We start from the raw sequence: 20796 nt of genomic DNA, 5'->3' as shown, positions 1-20796 counted from the left end.
CGAGAGACTGGGACGTCCCCACTTCGACGGCAGTAAGCAGGGAAATTTCTCCCGGTTTTCAGGACCACGTTGTGGCCTACCCAGCGTCTAGTCGGCCTGATCCCTTACCGCAGAGACCTCACTCGCGATTGATTGTTGACCTCAACAACTAGACTCAACCAGCAGTGAGGCACATCAAACAGGGGGCTCAATACAGTGGTTACTGCAGTCAATCTGGAGGAGGACAAGAACGAGTTCTTAGGGGCTGTTCAAAACGTTCTCCATAACAGGTCAGCGGCAACTGAGGCCGACCTTGTAGGTGCGGCAGCATGCCAGCACCTTCGCCAGGGCCCGGCTTCTCTGGAGGAAGTACAGCTAGCGGTCAAGAAGACATGGCCGCGGTGTGCTGCATCCAGCGAACAAGTACTGGCAGCTCTCGAGGTAAGCCGTGACCTAGGACTCGTGGCTCAGGACGAAGGGCAAGGGTGGGTTCTCACCGCCAAAGGTCTGGAAGACATCACGCGACATGACGAATGGGTGTTTGGACTACGTGAAAGGACAGCAGCGGATATCCGTGTCCGAGCGCGACAGGGCCTCGGGGTCGAGCCCGACGCTGACGAAGCCAATCTATGGCTAGATGCCTTGGTAGCGGCGCTCGTTCCCTCCATTGAACAGTCGATTCAGGACCACCTCGGTTCTGCAAAATCCCTCATCGAGGGAAGCGTCATGCCCCGTCCTGCTAATACTGGTCCGGTACTCCAACGGCTCGAGGGCGTCAGCCCTAGGGTAGAAGTCGTTAAACTCCTCCAAGCGCTTGCCGTAAACGCATTGGACCCCTTGGACACATTCGGACTAGAGCTCGTCACTCACATCACTACGGGTAGCATCCTGCACTCATATGTTGCCGCAAGCCGCGCGTCCCGGGGCGCCTTGGATCTTTCTTCCCGGGCGCCGATGCTAGTAGACAGCCAACAAGAGAAAGGGCCCCATGGACCTCGACAATCTCCTGGAGGCGCTGAATACCGGCCAGACCATCACCGGGGACTCAGCGTTGCACCAGGTCATGCACCTCACCAGCCAGGACGCCCTGCGCATCACCGGCGAGCTCAACAGCGGATACCAGGAACCTGCCCGCGTGCGGGACCTGTTGGCCCGGCTCACGGGCAAGCCCGTCGACGAGACCGTGACGGTTTTCCCGCCCTTCTACTCCGACTTCGGGAAAAACATCTCCCTCGGCAAGCGCGTCTTCATTAACTCCGGATGCAAGTTCCAGGACCAGGGCGGAGTAGTGATCGGGGACGACTGCCTGATCGGGCACAACACCGTGCTGGCCACCCTCAACCACGACCTCGATCCATCCCACCGCGCGGACATGCACCCCGCCCCCATCACCATCGGACGCAACGTGTGGATCGGGGCCAACGCCATCGTCCTGCCGGGCGTGACCATCGGTGACAACGCCGTGGTGGCGGCCGCGTCCGTCGTGACGAAGGACGTTCCAGCCAATGCGATCGTCGTGGGCTCGCCAGCGCGAGTGTTGCGCTCCCTCTCCGGCTGAACCATATGTGCGCTCCTGCATGTCGCTGGAACCATCGAAGGATTGCGCAACAACGCCGATAATCGCGCATATGGCATTTGAGGTAAGGCCGCGATCGCTGCGGGTGGGCGACCAGATGGAATACTTCGGGGAGGGACACCGCATTGCCGGCAGCCGCTTCGTCCCAACACGGTTGGAGGTCGCGGTAAATTGAGCATCCGGATTGGCACGTCGGGTTGGAGTTACGCCCACTGGAACGACGTGCTCTACCCCGACGGCACTCCGGACCGGGACCGGCTCGGCCACTATGTCCGCCGTTTTGACACCGTCGAGCTGAACGCAAGCTTCTACCGCTGGCCCCGGGACCAGGTGTTCGCCGGATGGAGCCGCCGACTGCCCGACGATTTCGCCCTGTCCGTAAGGGCCCCGCGCGGGCTGACCCACGCAAAAAAGCTCTACGCGCCGGAGGCCTGGATCAAGCGAATCAAGTCGTCCTGGCACGCGTTGGCGGACAAGCGTGCCATCCTGCTTGTCCAGCTGCCGCCGGGCATGAAACGCGACGATGCCCGGCTCGGCTACTTCCTCGACCGGCTGCCCGAATGGATCCGGGTGGCGGTCGAGTTCCGCCACCCCAGCTGGGACCACCCCGACGTGTATTCCCTGCTCCGACACCATCGGGCCGCGTACTGCATCATGAGCGGCGCCAACCTGCCGTGCGTGCTCGCCCCCACCGCGCACTTCGTCTACGTGCGCATGCACGGACCAGACCACAACCACCTGTACGCGGGATCGTACTCGGATGCCGACCTGCACTGGTGGGCCGACAGGGCACGCGAATGGCAGGCGGACGGGAAGGACGTTTTCGTTTACTTCAACAACGACGGAGACGGCCACGCCGTGCGCAACGCCAGCACATTGCGCCGCCTGCTCGGCCAGGGCTGACGCGTGCAGCCCACCGCGATGACCATCCTCTTGCGTGATCCTGGTCCGTTCCAGCAGTCCTGGCCGCGAACGCGGCGTTGTTGGATCGATCGCCGATAACCGCGCATATGGAATGTGAATGCTCAGCAGCTGGGTTGACCTGAGCCGTGGGCGGGCGCAGGCCCCATCCCGGGCCGTGCAGCCAAGATCCGTAGTGGAGGGAGCACCTTAGGCAGGCGCGAGCGGTAATGTGCGTTTCCTAGGCCTACCTTCATGCCCGTGCCATGCTGAAAGTGGGAGCGGTCCGGGGCACGGCGCACGCCAGCGGCTGGCGCACTGCTCTTGCCTGGAGGCAATCGTGGTCGATATTCATTCGTGGCAACTGCAACTGCTGGGCTTCTGGCGGCTCGACGGCCGGGACGGCGCCGTGACGGTCACCTCCCGGCAGCAGCGCCTGATCGCCCTGCTGGCGCTGCAGGGCGACCTGCCGCGCGCCGCGCTGGCCGGGATCCTGTGGCCGGGAAGTTCCGAACGACGGGCCTCCGGCAGCCTCAGGGAAACCCTCTGGACGATCAACCACCAGCTCCCCGGACTGCTGGAGGAAAACGGCCGGACCGTGGCACTCGCCGCGGGCGTCGCGGTCGATGTCCACGAAATCCAACGGCAGACCGCCCAGCCAGGTCCGGAACGACCGGCAACGCACCGGGTCCGGCTCCTGGGCCTGCTGCGCGACGCCATCCTCCTTCCCGGCTGGTACGAGGAATGGGCGCTGACCGAACAGGACAGCCTCACCCGCCTGCGGATCGGCCTGCTCGAGGACCTCGCCGAGGAACTCCTCAAGGCCGAGGAGACCGCCCTCGCCACGGACGCCGCGCAGGGCGCCGTGGACCTTGACCCCTGGCGCGAACACGCCCTGGGCCTCTTGCTCCGCGCACACCGGGCCAACGGGGAGCACACCCGGGTCCTCCAACTGTACGAGGAGTTTTCCGCGCGACTGCGCGGCGAGTTCGGCGTCGACCCCTCGCAGGCACTCACGCGGCTCGCGAGACGATCCCGCGACGACGGACGCCTGGGAACCGACACACGGCGGCCCGCGGGGCGGTGAAGCCATGCCGTCCGGCACCGCACGCAGGGGACCGGTTCCGCCCCTGGGCCCGGGCCCCGCGCCCGGAGGCACGAGCCAGGCGGCACGAGCCGCGCACAGGGGATTTCCGTTCGCTCCATGCCTGTCCACCAGGCTCGTCCGAGACGCACACTGGCCCCGGGAGAACACGCATCCCGGTACCGGCTCCAAGAGGCAGGGGGCGTGTGCGATGGACGACACGGAGAGGTGGCAGCGCAAGACGCTGCTGCGCGCCCTCTACGGAGCGTTCATCGGCTACGGCGACCCGTGGACCGCCTACCGGGATCTGGGCGGAACCGTGGGCGAGCGGGAGGTCGAAGCGCACATCTACGGGCTGTTCTCCCTCCCGACCCCGGAGCGGGACCTCCTGGCCGAGGCCGCGAACGGACTCGTCGACGCGCTTCCGTCGCTACCCCGCGCGGCCTACAGCAACGAACCCCGCCCGGCGCCCGAGCCCGGAACCTCGCCCTCGTCCCCGGAATAGGCACCGTCCCCGCACCGGCACGGTCCCGATCCCAGCGCGCTCCGGATCCCCCAGGCCAAGCGCGCGGTGTCCCCGCGCATGACCGGGAAGCCCGCGGCACGCAGGACCCGCACCCGGACAGCCCCCTCGAACGGCGCCGGAGCGGACCTCACCGTCTCCCGGGATCCGGATCCAGGGCACAAACACCCGCCCCGGCGATGCCCACCGGTCCCGGGTCCATCCGGGCGGGGCCCGGTTGGCACTGCGGGCACCAGAAGACATCCCGGTCGGCGGGTTTCCCGGACGGACCGGCCAGGGCCTCCGGCGCCATGGCCACCGTCACCGGTCCGGTGTCGTGCAGCGTGGAGGGCAGCGCGCCCAGGGCGTCCCGGGCGACCGTGGTCCCGCAGCGCGGGCACGGCAGCCCCGCCCTCCCGTACACCCAATACGGTTCGCCCTGCGGGGGCGGGGCGGTGAGGCGGCGGGCGCGGTCCCTGTTCGCGTGCAGGAGTTCGTGGGCGAGGTGGACCAGCCGCGGCAGGTCCGCCACTTCTCCGGTTCGGGTATGGGGGTGGGTGCGTGCCAGGAACAGCACCTCGGAGCGGTAGACGTCCCCGATCCCGGCCACGAGGCGCTGGTCCAGCAAGGCCAGCCCGATCGGGCGGTCCGGGTCCGACAGCAGGCGCCGGACGGCCTCGGCCGGGTCCCACGAATGCCCCAGCAGGTCCGGCCCCAAATGCGCGAAGGCCGCCTGCTCGTCCCGGGCGGGGAAAATGCGCAGGGACGGGAGACCGAACCCCACGGCCTGGAAGTCCGCGTGCCGCAACACGCACACGGCATGCGACGCCGGGGTCCTCGCCCGCTCCCCCGACGCGTAGACCTCCCACCGCCCCCCGAGGTCAAGGTTCGTGAGCAGGATCAGCGCCCCGACCCGGATGAGCACGTGCTTCCCGCGCGAGACCACCGACCCGACCCGGCACCCCGACAAATCCAGTGCCCTATGGGACGGGTCCCGGAAGGTACTGGACGCAAGCACCCGGCCCGCCAGTGCGGCATCGAGCCGCCGCGCCGCCTGGTAGACGGTGTCTCCCTCGATCACAGCAAGCACTCCCCGATCGTCGTGCCCCCAGGTGTATACCCTCCCACGGAATAGCCCGTCGTGGGGATGAATTCTCCGGTGAACGCTCCCCACCGGACGCGTGCGGGGAGCCCGGCACCGTGGGCCGCAATCCATCAACGTTGGCACCATGAAGTCAGAGCGTCCGGATGCTTTAGGCCCCGGGTTCGGTCAGCGGAAGATGAGGACCGCGGCGCGCGTACAGCGCGGGCCGTGCCGAACCCTTCCGGGTGCTGAACGAGATGGGCCGCGAATGGCGCACCACCTGGATCCGCCGGGGACCGCCGCATAGCCCTCCGGGTCCACCACGCCGGCCGTCCCCGGCGCCGCCAGCCACACCGCGAACCACCCCGATCGGCCCGCTACCGGTCCACGGTGCCCAAGCCCTGCCGTGAGAGGGCCGCCAGACCCAGGCTCCGGGGGCCGGCCCGGGGGTGGCGTTCGGCGCCGGGTTGGGGGTTGACTGGCCATGGACGGCAGCATGGGCCCCACGTGCCGCGCGGGCCCGTCCACTGCCACCGGAGAACAGGGAGGAACACCATGGACAACGCGCAGCACCCACCGTTGGATGCCGGGGCGGTCGCCGCGGCCCTCCAGGCCAGCATCCTCCACAGCACCGACGTCAACGGGTTCCTCGCCGACGTGGCCGCCCACGCCGCACAGACCATCGGCCACGGTGCCAAGCAGGCATCCTGCGGGATCACGCTCATCACCCGACAAAGGCTCGTCTCCGTCGCGAGCAGCGACACCCTGGCCCTCCACCTGGACGAGACGCAACACAAGATCGGCGCCGGACCGTGCCTGGCCGCCGCGCAGACCCACGCACCGATGAGCGTCACGGACACCCTCACCGAGACGCGGTGGCCCGGCTACCTCGCCTCGGTGTCCGACAGCGGGGTCCGGTCCATCCTCAGCATCCCGTTCGAGGTCGACGGCGACGCCTCCGGCGTCCTGAACCTCTACGCGACCGAACCCGACGCGTTTCCCGAACACCTGGCCTCCCGTGCGCTGGCATACGCCCGCCAGGCGTCGGTGTCCCTCCGGTTGGCGCTGCTGATCGCGGACCTGGCCCAAAGCAAGCGGGACGTCCTCGACGCCATCCAAACGCGCACCAACATCACACTCGCCCAGGGGATCCTCATGGCCCGGCACGGCTGCTCCCGGGAACGCGCGTACGCCCTGCTGCTCGAGGCCGGGACCGGTCCGGACACCACCCTCGCGGAAACCGCAGCGGTCATCATCGGCTCGATCGAGGACCCCAGGGACGCCACCGGCCCACCATAGCCCCGGGACGAAAACGCACCCCCAGCGACGGAGAACACGCGACATCCGCGGGGTGCGGCGCCTATACTTGGATGCCATCCCCGGCGCCGGAAACCGTGCCCACGGCAAGTGCGGCAGACCCCTCCGGCCCGAAGACACAAAGGGAGGCGCACCATGCCAAGCGGCTACCAGACCGCGACCAACCCCCCAAGCCCCCGCCCGCCCGGAAGGCCCGGCTAGGCGGCCATGGGCATCGACGCACGCGAGGCACAACAGCGCGCCGATCTCGCGGCAGCGCTCCGGGCCGCCTATATCGGCCCCGGAGAACTCTGGCTGCGCTACCTCGCCCGGGGAGGCTCGGTCGGGGAATACGAGGTGAACGCCTACCTGCAGGGCATGCTCTCGCTCCCCGCTTTCGAACGGGACCTGCTGGCCGACGCGGCCAACGAGCTGATCGACCAGATCCCGCCCCCGGCCCGCGCCCTGCACTCCCACGACAGCCGCATGTCCCGGGAGTCCCCACCGCCGCCGTGATCCCACGCGCCTGGCTGACATCCGCAGGCGGCCGCCACGGGCGTGCGCGCCGCCGGACGGCCGCCCCCCGGATCGGCCGGGTCATCATGGCGGCGTGGACCTCTACCGCCCGCGCGAGGGGTGGGACCGGTTCTTCGCCGTCGGCATCGTCCTGAAGGGTTTGGACGGAGTGGCGGAGACCGTTGGCGGTCCTCCTGCTCGTGCAAAAACGATCCCCACGACCTGCACTAGACCGTGGCACCAAATCCCGTGAACGCCTATAACGGCGCATAAGTCTTGACGGCGACCCCTCCGTTCTCAGCTGCCAAGTCGGCCGGAATAACGGGAACCATCCTGAATTGACACGTTTGATCAGCGGTCCTGACGTCATACTGGGGCGTACTTGAATCTGACGCTCTGATGCCTAAGCGCGCCATAGCCGCGGCATTCGATGCCGCCGCTTCTCCTGTGGTCTCTAGACCTACGTCTGCAGAGTGAGCGACTACTTCCTCGCCAAATCGTCCGCCACCCTGTGCAGGTCCTCGACCCACCCGGCGGAGCGGCTTGACGCCGCCAATTCGGTCTCGAAATTCCGCAGTGCCTCAGCAATGTCATTCAGAGCGGTGGAGATGTTGACCTTTACTTTGACATAGCCTTCGTCCGACCGGGGATCCTCGGCCGCTACCCGCAGCATCTCTGCTCCGGCCCGGACAACCAGCGCTGCCTCGTACTCGTTCATTGCTCAAGCCCCAAACTGGCTGTATTACAACGGCGTGGCCAGGAGGAACACTCCAACCACCTGTGTGGCCAGTCTAGAACTCCAACATGGCGAAGGTCGCGTGGGACCGGCCCCAGAACGATCAAACTCATCTCCACGCGAGACTCACGCCGGACCGTACACTCGAGGTCAAGGAATGCAAGCCCTCAAATCGACTTATCTGTCTCATCAAAGTTCAACAAGTGGCTTTGACGCGACGGGACAAACGAGACACGAAAGCGAGACCGTTTCGACGGCGGGATCCTGGCCCGCCCCGCCCTTCACGATGACTCCGAACAAAGGTCGTTGGAGCTGGCCCATTTGGCCTCGAACGCCGATAACGGCGCATATGGCGGGCTCGAAGCCTCGTATTCTCCCGTTGCCCACACACCGGGTCCACGGGCTTGACAACATCCGTCGCGGTTCGATTATCCTATTTGTTGCGTCCGCGCGGCTTCCCCCAAGCGCCGCCCGGATCGCCGGGGCCCCGCCTCACCCCCCAATGGGTGGGACCGCCGGCATCGGTTTCCCCAAGACCGATGCACCGCAGTTATGCGCCCCCCGCCCCGCAGGCGGGGGGCGCTCTGCCGGGAGGGGCCTCCGATATCGAAACCGACCCTTGACCTTCAGTACGTGTTGGCAAAACCTAGTGTTCGGGGACCGGGTGTGCTTGGGTTGGCTAACGGTGCTCCCGTGGACAAAGTTCTGGGTGCGTCTTTTGGTCCGTCGTGGGGACAACGGCTTTTCTGATTGGGGAATCAGTGGTGGATCTGCAGAAGTTTGCCCATGCCCAGTATCTGACGGTGGCCGAGGTCGCCGCAGCGATGCGGGTGTCGAAGATGACCGTGTACCGGTTGGTGCAGTCCGGGGAGCTCCCGGCGGTGCGGTTCGGGCGGTCCTACTGCGTGCCGGTTGCGGCGGTGGAGGAATATTTGGTCGCGGAGCAGCACGCGCCGGTTCAGCCCGACCACCCCGCGTCCGGCTGACGAGGGTCATTCGCGGGGTTAGGGCCGGTCGTTCCGGCCCTCCATAGCGGCCGTCCACGGTGCCCGGTGGGCGGGGGCCGGGTGTGGGCGGCGCTGTGCTGTGGGCGGGTGGAGCCGGTGCGCGGCCCGGGCCGTCCCCGGCCAGGCGTCCGGCGGGGGACGCTCCCTTGTCTGCCCACCGTTCTATGCGCGCGCCACAATGATTCCAGCGGAACGGGCTTCGAGACGGTGGGAGCGGAACAGTGGACATCTATGGGGACCTGCAGAGCAGGGCGCTGCTGGCGGCGCTGCGCGCATCGTTCATCGGCTACGGCGACCTATGGGTCGCCTACTTCGGCCTGGGCGGAAAGGCCAGGGAAACCGAAGTCGAGGCGTACCTTCAGGGGCTGCTGTCGCTGCCGTCCCTGGAGCGAGACCTCTTGGCCGAGGCGGCAAACGAGCTCATCGACGCCCTGCCCCCGCTTCCCCGCGCCGCCTACAGCGACGATCCTCGGTTGACTGCCCCGACGGGCATCTCCCCGCCGTCCCCGGACTAGGGCATGTTCAGGCGTCACGCACGGTGCACCGGCCCCTAGTCTCCCGCCCATGTGAGATCAGTTCGGTGTCCGCTTCCCGGCGATGCTCCTAACCGCAAGCCAAGGAGCACCAACGCCGATAATGGCGCATACGTCAGGGATTGACCTGCCGGTCACGACTCCGGGTAATGAGGGGCTCACCATCGTCCTGGGTCGGACCGGTGCCATTCGCATCGCGGCTTTTGCGAATCACACTTTCTGGACAGTGGGATTCGATTTCGGCCCGGGTTCCCCCAACGTCCGGGCCGCTCGTTCCCGCCAACCCCCAAGTGGCGGGAACTCGCACGTGGCTTTGGGCCGGCATGCGAGCACGCCCCCGCCGCATAGACCGGCGGGGGCGTTTCTCTTAGCCGATGGCGATTGCGTCGAGGTCCTCCCCGATGACCAGTTCGCCGGAGAAACCTGTGCCCGCCTTCTCCCATTCCTTGACCGGCCAGTTCCCGGGCACCAAATGGTTCAGCACGAGTTTCTTGACGCCAGCCCGCTCGGCGATCCCGCCGATGTCCTCAATGACGGTGTGGGCACCAATCAGGTGCTGGTATTCGGCCTCGGCGGCCTCGTCGCGCGGTTCGGGATGGCGCTGGGCGACCCACTGTGCCGCGATGGCCTCGTGCACGAGGATGTCCGAGCCCTGCGCCAGCTCGACAAGGTTCTCGCTGGGGCCGGTGTCCCCGGAGAACGTGACCGATCCGGTGTCCGTGTCGAAGCGGAACGCGAACGCCGGGAACACGGGGGCATGCTGAACGAGAGTGGCCGTTACCTTGACGCGGTCGTCCTCAAACACGTCGATCGGACGCATCCGGGGATGCGGATCCCCGTTGGGATCATCGATCAATCCGGCTGGCAGTTCGATGTCCCGGCCCACGAAGAAGTCCCGTGGCGGTGGATACCCGGAGTCGACGATGCGGTCGTTGAAGTCGGTGGCGAAGGTCGTGATCATCGCCTCGATCGTCTCGCGAGTCCCCGGCGTCGGGTTCCCCGGGTTCACGACCTGATCGGTCGGGATCTTCTCGCCCCTGTAGTTGACCGGCAACGCGCCGCGGTTACCAGGGCCAAAGATCTGCAGGACCCTATCCGGGATGGCCACGCCGTTCTGAAGACCGGTGCCAACCAGGTTGTACAAGTCCGAGATGTGGTCCGAATGGAGATGGGTGAGGAACACCGCGGACAGTGCGTCCAGCGGGCCCCGCATGTCCTTGTCCCACGTGCCCAGTCTGGCCTTCTTGATCTGTTTCCCCACGCCGTCGCCGGCATCCACGAGATAGTACTTGTCGCCCACGACGACTGCCGAGGCAACGCCCTCGCGATCCGAGTCGTTCCACCAGGGCGGCCCTCCACTGGTTCCCAGCAACACGAGGCGGTTGGCCGCGTCGGTGGTTAGGGGGACGCGGGCGCCGGCCGCTGCCGCGGGAGTCGCCCCGGTACCAACTGCCAACGGCCCTTTTTCCGGCGTGCAGGCGGTGACCGCCAGCGGTGCCAGGCCGAAGGCGGAGGCGAGGCCAAGGGCACGGCGTCGCGAGACCCCCTTCACAGGGTCAATGTTGGGACGCGATTCGGGCATGGGAAACACTCCAGTGTGTGTCGGGCATCATAAGTCGATGACCAGTATGGCCCCGGTCGGTCCGGGCCCGGACCCGATTTGTCCCTGTTACCCATACACAGTCAACGCCCATTGATCAGTCCGAAATATAAGTGCTAGACGCAGTGGATATCGGCGCTTTATGCGACGTCATCGGGCGTCGCGCGGGAAGGAGATCCCGTGCGTCCTGACGGCAGTGGCCGACGAGTTCGGCGGCCCGATCCCGGTGGGACCGTTCGCGATCATCGGCGACGCCTCGATCGGCCGGGGAATCGTGGAGACGCTCTCCGGACACCGCAGCCGCCCCGTGACGACCGGGTTCAGCGGAACCGCCCTTCCCCCAAAGTGGGCGTCCCGCCAGCGTCGGATCCACCAATGCCTAGGCAGATCATGCGCCCCCCACCCCATAGGCAGCGCGGGGGCGCTCTGCTGTCCGGGACCTTTCCTGGACGCGAAGGACGCGTATGGGCCCCGCGCCGGCGTGGGCTTCGGATGGTGCGCCGCACGCCCGTGGAGCGGTTTCCCACCTGGCCTACAGGCGCCGCACAACTCGGGTCCGTAGAGTCGTAGCTACCCCAACAGGTGCGAGTGATGACGAAGGCCCCGGTTCCCCCACCGGGGCCTTCACCCTACGTGCGCAGTATGGCGGCGACCACGCCCCAGCCGTTGACGATCAGGTGTGCGGCGATGATCAGTGTCAGGTTGCGGTATCGCCACCACAGCACGCCCACGAGGAGGCCGAACGAGCCTTGGGCGACGACGACGCGCGCCACGTCCAGAAACGGTTCTCCGGTCCCGTGCGAGCCCAGGTGCATCAGCGCGAAGGCCACCGATGTCAACGCGATGCCCGGCCACGGCCCGATGAGTGCCTCGAGCCGGGTCTGCAGCCACCGGCGGTAGAACAGCTCTTCGCCGACGCCGGCCGTTACCGCGGTCGCGAGGGCGGCAACGGCCACGAAGGCCGGGTCCATGCCCGCGAAGTCGAAGGACGGGTTCCACGGCGCGACCTGGGAGAGCAGCGTCCAAACGGCGACGACTGCGGCCGGCGCCCACCACCGCCACGCCGCCCGGTGAACCTCGAGGCGGACGGCGTCCCGGATCGCCAGGACAATCGCGGCTGGCACCAGCATGAGCAGGACGAGCTTCGCCAGAATGTACATTTCGCCCTGCACGCGCAGAAGGCCCACCGTCAGCGGAAAGGCCAGGGCGAGGCCCAGCAGGATCCCGGTGGTTGCCAGCAAGCGGTCGCGCCGCACCGCCACCGCCCGAAGCGCCGGTGGACGCCGCGGCAGTACCAGCGCCAACGCGATGCCTGCCAGCGCGGGCACCACGGTCACCCAGATGGGGACCGCGGGCGCTCCTGCATCGGAAGAGACGGGTGTCCCGGACGGGAACGCCACGACGACGACAATGAGACACACCGCGCCAAACATGGCACATGCGGCGACGAACCATCGCCCGATGCCCCGACCCCCTGAAACCTCGCGTGGGGGCTTCCGTGTGTCTTCCCGAATCTCCATGGACCCATTCTCCAGTGGATGCTATAAGGACTAGGTCCTTCCCGCGGGGCGCAAGATCCGTCCTGTCCCCCGACCGGGTCGCCCCCGATGCCTCGTTTTCTCAATGGCGAACGCCGATAGCGGCGCACATGACGAGCGGGACCCGGCAAATCGCATCGGTTGCGACAACCGGGTGGCGGGCGCGCCACCGAGGATGACTACCATTGGGCGGTAATCCTGAGGAGGAACAACAGTGGCCAATTCCGGATCGGGAGAATCGATCATCAGGCGCTTCGTGAGGGTCGCCAGCGCTTTCGACGACCGCCATTCCTCCATGAGTGTCGCAGAACTCGCGCGCAGGACCGGGCTGCCCGTGACCACCACCTACCGGCTGGTCAACGAACTGCTGCTCGAACGCCTCCTCGATCGCGAACCCAGCGGCGACGTCCACATCGGCACCCGGATGTGGGAACTGGCTTCCCGCGGTTCCAAGATGGTGAGCCTCCGCGAGGCCGCCCTCCCGTTCATGGAGGACGTCCAAGCCGTGGTCCAGCATGCAACCACCCTGGGCATCCTGGATTCCGACGAGGTCCTCTACATCGAGCGAATCGGCTCGCATGCGACCATCGTGGACATCTCGAAAATCGCCGGCCGCCTGCCGCTGCACGCGACCTCGTCCGGGCTGGTGCTGCTGGCCCATTCACCGTCCCGGTACCAGGAGGGCATCCTGGCCGGACCCCTGACCAAATTCACCGAGAACACCATCACCGGTCCAGCGATCCTCCGCCGGCACTTGGCCGAAATCAGGCAGCGCGGCTTCGCGGCCATGCCGGGGATAATCGTCCCGGAAACCACGGGTATCGCCGTGCCGGTCTTCGGGCCCGACAACACCGTCGTCGCGGCATTGAGCGTGATCGTGCCGCTGACGGAGGAGAACACCGCCGCGCGGGTGCCGGTCCTGATGGCCGGGGCCCGCGGCATTTCCAGGGCACTGGGCTGGTCCGGCGAGCTCAAGGGAGCCCTGCGCCAAAGCAATTGACGCCTCGGATTACCGTTCATTGGCAATCGTGTGGCTTGGCTCACTGCGCCACTGCCACTCTGGCTTAGGCAGCAAAGAGGCTGCTCGAGTCAAAGGAGCACTAGATGGACCGCACACAGGGTCGGGTGGCCGGGAAGACCGCCATCGTTACGGGGGGCCGCGGCGATTTGGGCAGCGCCACCGCCGCGCTGCTGGCCGAGCACGGTGCCAACGTCGCGAGCCTGGACGTTGCGGGCATTCCTTCCGCCGCGACGAACAAGAACATCAGCCAGTACGACGTCGACGTCACCAGCGAGGACAGCGTCGCCGAGGCCATCCGCCGGGTCCGCGACGATTTGGGCTCACCGGACATCCTGGTGAACGCCGCGGGCATCATCGGCCCCGCGGGCGCCTCCCACACCGCCTCGGTCTCGGACTTCGACACCATTTTCAACGTCAACGTCAAAGGCGTGTGGCTGATGACCAAGCACGCGGTCCCCGGCATGATCGAGAAGGGCGCCGGAAGCATCGTGAACTTCTCGTCCATCCACGGCATCACCGGCGGCAGGAACGTGCCGCTTTACCACGCGACCAAGGGCGCCGTTCGGCTGCTCAGCAAGTCCGACGCGGCGGCGTACGGCTTCCACGGCATCCGGGTCAACTCCATCCACCCCGGATCAATGGACACCCGGATGAGCCGCCGCTCGGCCGAGCAGTCCGAGATCGGCGCCGAGGCCTACTACAGGCAGCTGGTTGGCTCCAACCCGCTGCCCCGACAGGGCCAGCCGGACGAAATCGCCTACGGCGTGCTTTACCTGGCCTCGGACGAGTCCCGCTTCACCACCGGCTCCGAACTTGTCATCGACGGCGGCTACACCGCCGTCTGAACCGCACCACTCCCCCCAGGCAACCGGCAGCTCTACAGCCCTGCCCGCGGCGAGTTGGACAACTCTTGAAAGGCAAACATGAAAATCGTTAATGGTGCCGCATTGGACAGCTACGACGTCGTCGTCGTCGGGTCCGGCGCCGGCGCGCTGACGGCGGCCGCGACAGCCGCCCGCGCCGGCAAGTCCGTCGTCGTCCTGGAAAAGAGCCGGCTGTTGGGTGGGACATCGGCGGTCTCCGGCGGGATGCTGTGGGTGGCCGACAACCACCACGCCCGCGAGGCCGGCATCGCCGATTCCAAGGAAGCGGCCTCCGAATACGTCCGGGCCGTTGCCCGCGGACGCGGACGGCAAGAGCTCGTGGACGCCGCGCTGACCTTCGGGGACCAGATGCTCCGCTTCGTGGAGGAAGAATGCGGACTGCGCTTCATCTTCCTGACCAACTTTCCCGACTACCGCCAAGACCTGCCCGGCGCCGTGGAGGGCGGACGCACCGTGGAGCCGGAGCTGTTCAACAGCAGAGAAGCCCTGGGGCACCTCACGGCGCATGTCCGCACGGACGGCCGAGCACCGTTCACCATGCAGGAATACGAAAGCTGGGGAGCCTTCACCAAGTTCCCCTGGGACGAACTGAACCAGCGCCAGTCCGAGGGGTTGGTGGCCAAGGGCCAGGCCCTGGTCTCGATGCTCCTGGCCAGCCTGGTCCGGGATGGTGCCACCCTCGTCACCGGGGCACGCGGTAACCGCCTGCTCAGCGACGACGGCCGGGTAACCGGCGTCGAACTGGAAACCGGCGAGGTTATCCGGGCGAAGGACGGCGTCGTCCTGGCCACCGGCGGGTTCGAATGGGACAAGGCGCTGGCCGACTCGATGCTGTCCTCGCGGCTGCACACCATGTGCTCCCCGCCCTCGAACACCGGCGACGGGCTGCGGATGTCCCAGCGCATCGGCGGACAGACCCGCGGAACCCGCGAAGCGTGGTGGGCCCCGATGTCCATCACCGGCGACCTGCGCGACGGGACGCCGGTGGGCACGCTGCTGCGCTTCGAGCGCCAGGGTCCGGGATCCATCATGGTGAACCGGCACGGCCGCCGCTTCGCCAACGAATCCCAGAACTACAACGACCTGGCCCGCTCCCTGCAGTCCTGGGACTCCGCGGGAAACCAGACGTTGAACACGCCGGCCCACGTGGTCTTGGACCACACCTACCTGCAGCGCTACGGGATCCTTGCCCACCGCGCCGGCCTGCCGACCCCCGACTACCTGGTCGAAGCCCCCACCCTGGCGGAGCTGGCCGGGAAAATCGGCGTCCCCGCCGAGAACCTGGCCGCCACTGTGGAGCGCTTCAACACCTACGCGGTCAAGGGCGAGGACCCGGACTTCGGACGCGGCGAATCAGCGTACGACAAGTATTGGGGCGACGACGACTGCCCGTGGCCCAACCCGTCGCTCGGACCCCTGCAGACCGGCCCGTTCTACGCCCTGGAAGTGGTCAACGGCGCCTTCGGAACCAACGGCGGAGTGGTCACCGACGGGTCCGCCCGCGTGCTCGACGTGGACAACCAGCCGATCGAGGGGCTCTACGCGGCCGGCAACACCACCGAAAACGCCTACGCCGCCGGGTACCCCGGTGCCGGCGCCACGCTCGGTCCGATCATGACCATGGGCTACCTGGCCGGCCGCGCCCTCGCCGGCCAGGATCCCGCCGCCCACACGCCGGCCGGGCAGGTCGGCGAACTCGCGGGGGTGGACGGATGATCCGCCACACCGTCCTCTTCAAGTTCAAGCCGGACTTCCCTCCCGCCGACAGGCGGGCGTGGATCGCCGGACTCGACAGGATGGCCGGAAACATCCCCGGCATGCTGCGCCTGACCCACGGCCAGGACGTGCTCGGCGCGGAACGCTCGTTCGACTACGCGATCGTCGCGGACTTCGAACGGATCGAGGACATCGCGGTGTACAACACGCACCCCCTGCACGAGCCGCTCAAGGCGTATTCCTTCCCCAACAGCGAGCAGATCCTTTCGGTCGACTTCCACCTCGGCGCCCCCGAACCGGCTCCCATCCAGACAACTCAGTCCTAGGAGACACGCATGGACACCGCAACCCACACAAACCCGGCGCCACGCAAGACCCCCGGGAAGGCCGCCCTGGCGTCCTACTTGGGCAGCACGCTGGAGTACTACGACTTCTTCATCTACGGCACCGCCGCCGCACTCGTGTTCCCGCACCTCTTCTTCCCGTCCGAGGATCCCGCGATCGGGCTGATCGGCTCCCTTGCCACCTTCGGCGTCGCCTATGTGGCGCGACCGGTCGGCGGACTGGTCATGGGACACTTCGGCGACAAGCTGGGCCGAAAGAAGATCCTGCTGCTCACGCTGGGAATCATGGGCCTCGCGTCGCTCGGCATTGGTTTCCTCCCCACCTACGAGCAGGTCGGCGTGTGGGCCCCGATCCTGCTGGTGGCCGGCCGCCTGGCCCAGGGATTCTCCGCCGGAGCCGAGTCCGCCGGCGCTTCCACCCTCACCCTGGAACACTCGCCGGACGGAAAGCGTGCCTTCTTCACCAGCTTCGTGATGATGGGCTACGCCTCCGGAATGGTTCTGGCGACCCTTGTCTTCATCCCGGTCACGGCCCTGCCGCAGGAAGCCATGATGGCCTGGGGCTGGCGCATCCCGTTCTGGCTCTCCATCCTGGTCCTCGCCGTCGCCTACTGGGTCCGCACCCACCTGGACGAAACACCGGTCTTCGAGGACGCCCAGGACAATAACCAGGTCGCCCCGATGCCCGTCAAGGAGGTTCTGAAGTTCCAGGCGCCGGACGTGCTCCGGGTCGTGGGGATGTCCATCCAGGTCGTGATGCAGACGATCTTCACCGTCTTCGGCCTCGCCTACGCCACCTCGGCCGCAGGCTTCGACCGGACATCCATCCTGACCGTCAACGCCGTCGCGATCGGCCTGTCGATGTTCGTCATACCGTTCACCGCGAAGCTCGCGGACCGGATCGGACGCCGCCCGCTGCTGCTGACCGCGGCGATCGGCACCGGAGCCACGATCTTCGTGTACTTCCTGGCGCTGTCATCCGGGAACATCGTGCTTGTCTTCCTGGCGGCATTCCTTAACATGACCCTGCTGTACTCCTGCTACAACGGCGTCTGGTGCGCCTTCGTCTCCGAGCAGTTCGCTACCCCGGTGCGCTACACCGGCATGGCGCTAGGCAACCAGCTCGGACTGGTCCTGGCGGGCTTCGCGCCGATGATCGCCAGCGTGCTGATGACCCCGGGCGCCACCGGCTGGGTGCCCGTGGCTGTCTTCGCCGCGGCCTGCATGCTGATCGCCGCGGCCTGCGTGTTCTTCTCCCGCGAGACCTATAGGACGCCGATCGAGGAGCTCGGGGCGCCCTACCTCGAAGGAACCGCGCTCCGCCGGGCACGGGTCGCAGAGCGGAAGCTGGCCGCCCCCGCCCCGTAGGGCGCCGTTGGCCCGGGCCCGGCACCCGGGCCAACGCGTACGCCACACGACCGAAACCGGTCCCAAGACCACAGCAACCGCGAAGCGCCACCGCTTCGCCCAAAGGAGCACACATGAGCACCAAGCCAATCGAATGCGACGTCCTCGTCGTGGGATCCGGCGCGGCGGGTATGACCGCGGCGCTGAAGGCAGCAAGCCAGGGCCTGAGCGTCGTCGTCGCCGAGAAGGACAAGTACCTCGGGGGGACGACAGCGATCTCTGCCGGCTGGGCCTGGCTCCCGGGCAACAAGCAGGGGGTCGCCGAGGGCGACACCCGCCAAGAGGTGGAAACCTACCTGAGGGCGATCGCCCCGGACACCTACAAGACGACCCGGGTGGAGACCTTCCTGGACGGCGTCCCCGAGGCCGTCTCCTTCCTGGAGCAGGACACCGCTGTGGAGTTCACCTACCCGCCGGCGGCCCCGGACTACCAGATGGACCAGCCCGGGGCGAGGCTCTCGGGCCGGGCGATCATTCCGAAGGACACCGACGCGCGGATCCTCGGCGAGGACCGGCTGCGCATGCAGCCCTACATGTCCTCCTACACCGTCTACGGCTACATGCCCCAGGTGGGTGCGAACATGTACCACGTCACCCACGCCAACCAGTCGCTGAAGTCCTTCGCCTACCTCACGGGCAAGGTCGCGCGCACCTGGATCGACACGCTCATCTACCGGCGCGGGGTGCTGCGCACCAACGGAAACGCGCTGATGACCCTGATGGTGGCCTCCGCCAAGGACGCCGGGGTGCGCTTGTGGACGGAGGCCCCCGTCCAGGCCCTGGTCCGCGACGCCGAGGGAGCGGTCGACGGGGCGATCCTGGGGGGCAAACACCCCGTGACGGTGCACGCGAAGGTCGGCGTCATCCTCGCCTCCGGCGGGTTCACCGGGCACACCGAGCTGCGGAAGAAGCACTTCCCCCACGATCCCGACGGCACCAACCACGTCACCCCGACCATCGGCCACGACGGCGACGCGTGGGAGCTGACCAAGGAGCTCGGCGGGCACATCGACGATTCCCCCCACAGCCCCGGCTCCTGGGCCCCGATCACGGTCTTCAAGTTCCTGCGCAACGGCAAGCAGCGCGTCTTCCCCCACCTGCGCGCCATCGGCCTGCCGGGGCTGATCGCCGTTGACCGGCACGGGAAACGCTTCGGCAACGAGGCCCTGTCCTACCACGACTTCGGCCGGCAGATGCTTGAGCACAACCGCGGGGAGAAGGACACCTACGCGTGGCTGGTCGGGGACGCGAAGACCATGCGCAAGTACGGCCTGGGCTACGCCAAGCCCTGGCCCGTCCCGCGGGCCTACAACTACTGGATCGACTACCTCGTCAAGGGCGACACCCTTGAGGACCTCGCCGGGAAGCTAGGCGTTCCCGCCGATAGTCTCCGCGCAACCCTCACGGAGTTCAACGCCGACGCCCTCCGGGGCGAGGACACAAGGTTCGGCCGGGGCTCCACGGAGTACAACCACTTCCGCGGCGATAAGGACCACACGCCCAACCCAAACCTCGCCCCGCTGGACAAGGCGCCGTACTACGCCGCCAAGATGCGCATGGGAGACCTGGGCGCCTTCGCCGGGCTCGACGTGGACGACGACTCCCGGGTCCTGGACCTGCAGGGGAACCCCATTCCCGGCGTGCTGGCGGTGGGGGCCGCGGCCGCCTCCGTCTTCGGCGGCGGATACCCCGGCTACGGCTCCCACATCGGACCGGCCATCGTCTTCGGCTACCGCGCCGGGCGCGACATCGCCGCCTTCGCCGCGCGGCAAACCGTACCCGCCGCGGCCGGCACGGCACCAGGGACAACGACCCCGGCCTGACCGGGATGCCGGAAGTGCATCCACAAGCACGACGACCGAACGTGGCAGAGCGGAGAGAACCATGGAGCTGCGGGACAAGGTCGCGGTCGTCACCGGGGCGGCCTCGGGGATAGGCCGCGCGATCGCCGAGGTGTTCGCCGCCGAGGGCGCCGCCGTCGTCATCGGCGACCTCGCCCCGGGGGCCGAGGACGTCGCCGCAGGCATCAAGGGGGCGGGCGGCCGCGCGCTGTTCGTGCGCACCGACGTGACGGACGAGGAGTCGGTCGCGGCCCTGATGGCCGCGGCCGTCGCAGCGTTCGGCGGCCTGGACGTGCTCGTGGCCAACGCCGGGATCGCCGAGAAGAAGGCTCCGGTGCACGAGATGGTCCTGGACGACTGGCAGAAGGTTATCGACATCAACCTCACCGGCGTCGCCCTGTCGAACAAGCACGCCATCGCCCACATGCTTGAGCATGCGGGCGGGGCGATCGTGAACATGGGCTCGATCCTGGCCCACGTGGGCCAGGCGAACTCCACGGCGTACTCGGCGGCCAAGGCGGGAGTCGTGAACTTCACCCGGTCCACGGCCGTCACGTACGCCCGACAGGGCATCCGGGTCAACGCCATCTCGCCTGGCTATGTCCACACACCGCTGGTCGCGGGACTTCCGGCGGACGTGCGGGAGGGCATGGTCGACAAGCAGCCGATCGGCCGACTGGCCGAGCCGGAGGAGATCGCGCAGGTCGCGCTTTTCCTGGCCTCGGGGCGCTCCTCTTTCGTGACCGGCACGTGCGTGCACGCCGACGGCGGCTACACCGCACTCTGAGACCCCCCGGGAGCGGGGCCGGGAGCGGGAGCGTCCGGCACAGAAGCGCACAGTGCCCCGTCGCCCTTTCGGGCGACGGGGCACTGTGCGTGTGGTGCGGCGGGGGTTCAGTCCTCTTCGGGGGCGAGGGTGACCGTCATGCCGTCGAGTCGGTCCTCGAACTCGACCTGGCAGGAGAGGCGCGAGCAGTCCTCCTGGAAGCCTTCCGCGTCCACGAGCAGCTCGGACTCGTCCTCGCTGCGTTCGCCCAGGCTCGCGACAATGTCCCGGTCCATGAAAACGTGGCAGGTCGCGCAGGAGGCCGTGCCCCCGCAGGACGCGAGCACGGGGAGGTCGTTGTCCCGCAGGGCCTCCATCAGGCTCTGTTCCCGTTCCCAGCCCACCGGGTGGTGTTGGCCGTCACGATCGATCACGTTCAGGGTGTTGTTGCTCATCGGTGCTCTTT

Annotated in this window: 20 protein-coding genes and 1 pseudogene; 16 read left to right on the top strand and 5 right to left on the bottom strand. The window is 67.5% G+C overall.

The genetic code is table 11. The features are described from left to right. The first annotated feature begins 967 nt into the window (after positions 1 to 967). The 4 genes from AC3ZJJ_RS05635 to AC3ZJJ_RS05620 all read left to right on the top strand — a co-directional run bounded on the left by AC3ZJJ_RS05635 (position 968) and on the right by AC3ZJJ_RS05620 (position 4044). The gene (locus tag AC3ZJJ_RS05635) at positions 968 to 1537 is read left to right on the top strand and encodes a DapH/DapD/GlmU-related protein (RefSeq protein ID WP_489894352.1); all 570 of its coding nucleotides are present in this window, start codon (positions 968 to 970) and stop codon (positions 1535 to 1537) included. A 189-nt stretch (positions 1538 to 1726) separates the two neighbouring features. Then, positions 1727 to 2458 carry a DUF72 domain-containing protein gene (locus AC3ZJJ_RS05630; RefSeq protein WP_489894350.1) on the top strand — a complete coding sequence of 244 codons (732 nt, stop codon included), beginning with the start codon at positions 1727 to 1729 and terminating at the stop codon, positions 2456 to 2458. Between the two features lie 337 nt (positions 2459 to 2795). Beyond that, the gene (locus AC3ZJJ_RS05625) at positions 2796 to 3542 is read left to right on the top strand and encodes an AfsR/SARP family transcriptional regulator (RefSeq protein ID WP_489894348.1); all 747 of its coding nucleotides are present in this window, start codon (positions 2796 to 2798) and stop codon (positions 3540 to 3542) included. Positions 3543 to 3750: 208 nt separating this feature from the next. Further along, a complete protein-coding gene (locus tag AC3ZJJ_RS05620; RefSeq protein WP_489894346.1) occupies positions 3751 to 4044 on the top strand; it encodes a hypothetical protein in 294 nt (97 codons plus the stop codon). A 148-nt stretch (positions 4045 to 4192) separates the two neighbouring features. On the opposite strand, the gene AC3ZJJ_RS05615 is transcribed toward AC3ZJJ_RS05620, so the two are convergent. Then, on the bottom strand, positions 4193 to 5131 hold the full coding sequence (locus AC3ZJJ_RS05615; RefSeq protein ID WP_489894344.1) for an Fpg/Nei family DNA glycosylase: 939 nt from the start codon (positions 5129 to 5131) through the stop codon (positions 4193 to 4195). 549 nt (positions 5132 to 5680) lie between these two features. Between AC3ZJJ_RS05615 and AC3ZJJ_RS05610 the strand changes: the two genes are divergently transcribed. Further along, positions 5681 to 6424, top strand: a complete 744-nt coding sequence (locus AC3ZJJ_RS05610; RefSeq protein ID WP_489894342.1) for a GAF domain-containing protein — start codon at positions 5681 to 5683, stop codon at positions 6422 to 6424. A 225-nt stretch (positions 6425 to 6649) separates the two neighbouring features. Beyond that, positions 6650 to 6937, top strand: a complete 288-nt coding sequence (locus tag AC3ZJJ_RS05605) for a hypothetical protein (protein ID WP_489894340.1) — start codon at positions 6650 to 6652, stop codon at positions 6935 to 6937. Positions 6938 to 7418: 481 nt separating this feature from the next. Here the strand turns inward: AC3ZJJ_RS05605 and AC3ZJJ_RS05600 are convergent, their stop codons facing one another. Beyond that, positions 7419 to 7655 (bottom strand): hypothetical protein, encoded by a 237-nt coding sequence (locus AC3ZJJ_RS05600; RefSeq protein WP_489894338.1) that lies wholly within the window; start codon positions 7653 to 7655, stop codon positions 7419 to 7421. 779 nt (positions 7656 to 8434) lie between these two features. Between AC3ZJJ_RS05600 and AC3ZJJ_RS05595 the strand changes: the two genes are divergently transcribed. Then, on the top strand, positions 8435 to 8659 hold the full coding sequence (locus AC3ZJJ_RS05595) for a helix-turn-helix domain-containing protein (protein WP_489894336.1): 225 nt from the start codon (positions 8435 to 8437) through the stop codon (positions 8657 to 8659). A gap of 242 nt (positions 8660 to 8901) precedes the next feature. Beyond that, on the top strand, positions 8902 to 9195 hold the full coding sequence (locus AC3ZJJ_RS05590; protein ID WP_489894334.1) for a hypothetical protein: 294 nt from the start codon (positions 8902 to 8904) through the stop codon (positions 9193 to 9195). A 385-nt stretch (positions 9196 to 9580) separates the two neighbouring features. Here AC3ZJJ_RS05590 and AC3ZJJ_RS05585 read toward each other — a convergent pair whose 3' ends face one another. Further along, complete coding sequence (locus tag AC3ZJJ_RS05585) at positions 9581 to 10669, bottom strand: MBL fold metallo-hydrolase (protein WP_489894332.1); 1089 nt, start codon at positions 10667 to 10669, stop codon at positions 9581 to 9583. Positions 10670 to 10970: 301 nt separating this feature from the next. Between AC3ZJJ_RS05585 and AC3ZJJ_RS05580 the strand changes: the two are divergent. Beyond that, positions 10971 to 11123: pseudogene (locus tag AC3ZJJ_RS05580) on the top strand (L-ribulose-5-phosphate 4-epimerase); the annotation flags it as partial. Between the two features lie 319 nt (positions 11124 to 11442). Here AC3ZJJ_RS05580 and AC3ZJJ_RS05575 read toward each other — a convergent pair. Continuing rightward, entirely contained in the window at positions 11443 to 12234 is a 792-nt protein-coding gene (locus tag AC3ZJJ_RS05575; RefSeq protein ID WP_489894330.1) for a CPBP family intramembrane glutamic endopeptidase, read from the bottom strand. 331 nt (positions 12235 to 12565) lie between these two features. Between AC3ZJJ_RS05575 and AC3ZJJ_RS05570 the strand changes: the two genes are divergently transcribed. From AC3ZJJ_RS05570 to chcB2, 7 genes are all read left to right on the top strand, one after another. After that, on the top strand, positions 12566 to 13351 hold the full coding sequence (locus AC3ZJJ_RS05570) for an IclR family transcriptional regulator (protein ID WP_489894328.1): 786 nt from the start codon (positions 12566 to 12568) through the stop codon (positions 13349 to 13351). Between the two features lie 104 nt (positions 13352 to 13455). Beyond that, on the top strand, positions 13456 to 14217 hold the full coding sequence (locus AC3ZJJ_RS05565) for an SDR family NAD(P)-dependent oxidoreductase (RefSeq protein WP_489894326.1): 762 nt from the start codon (positions 13456 to 13458) through the stop codon (positions 14215 to 14217). 78 nt (positions 14218 to 14295) lie between these two features. After that, complete coding sequence (gene chcC1, locus AC3ZJJ_RS05560) at positions 14296 to 15972, top strand: 4-oxocyclohexanecarboxylate 2-dehydrogenase (protein ID WP_489894324.1); 1677 nt, start codon at positions 14296 to 14298, stop codon at positions 15970 to 15972. Next, complete coding sequence (locus tag AC3ZJJ_RS05555; protein ID WP_489894322.1) at positions 15969 to 16298, top strand: Dabb family protein; 330 nt, start codon at positions 15969 to 15971, stop codon at positions 16296 to 16298. Before chcC1 ends, AC3ZJJ_RS05555 begins: the two co-directional genes overlap by 4 nt. A gap of 9 nt (positions 16299 to 16307) precedes the next feature. After that, complete coding sequence (locus AC3ZJJ_RS05550; protein ID WP_489894320.1) at positions 16308 to 17684, top strand: MFS transporter; 1377 nt, start codon at positions 16308 to 16310, stop codon at positions 17682 to 17684. Between the two features lie 113 nt (positions 17685 to 17797). After that, on the top strand, positions 17798 to 19546 hold the full coding sequence (gene chcC2 / locus AC3ZJJ_RS05545; RefSeq protein WP_489894318.1) for a 4-oxocyclohex-2-ene-1-carboxylate 5-dehydrogenase: 1749 nt from the start codon (positions 17798 to 17800) through the stop codon (positions 19544 to 19546). 61 nt (positions 19547 to 19607) lie between these two features. Then, a complete protein-coding gene (chcB2, locus tag AC3ZJJ_RS05540) occupies positions 19608 to 20351 on the top strand; it encodes a cis-4-hydroxycyclohexanecarboxylate dehydrogenase (protein WP_489894316.1) in 744 nt (247 codons plus the stop codon). Between the two features lie 107 nt (positions 20352 to 20458). On the opposite strand, the gene AC3ZJJ_RS05535 is transcribed toward chcB2, so the two are convergent. Then, complete coding sequence (locus AC3ZJJ_RS05535) at positions 20459 to 20785, bottom strand: 2Fe-2S iron-sulfur cluster-binding protein (RefSeq protein WP_489894314.1); 327 nt, start codon at positions 20783 to 20785, stop codon at positions 20459 to 20461. Between the last annotated feature and the right edge of the window lie 11 nt (positions 20786 to 20796).

It is taken from the genome of Arthrobacter sp. AOP29-A2-19, from assembly GCF_058138025.1.
Note: the sequence above shows the minus strand (reverse complement) of the source record. Positions and strands in the feature narration are given on the sequence as shown.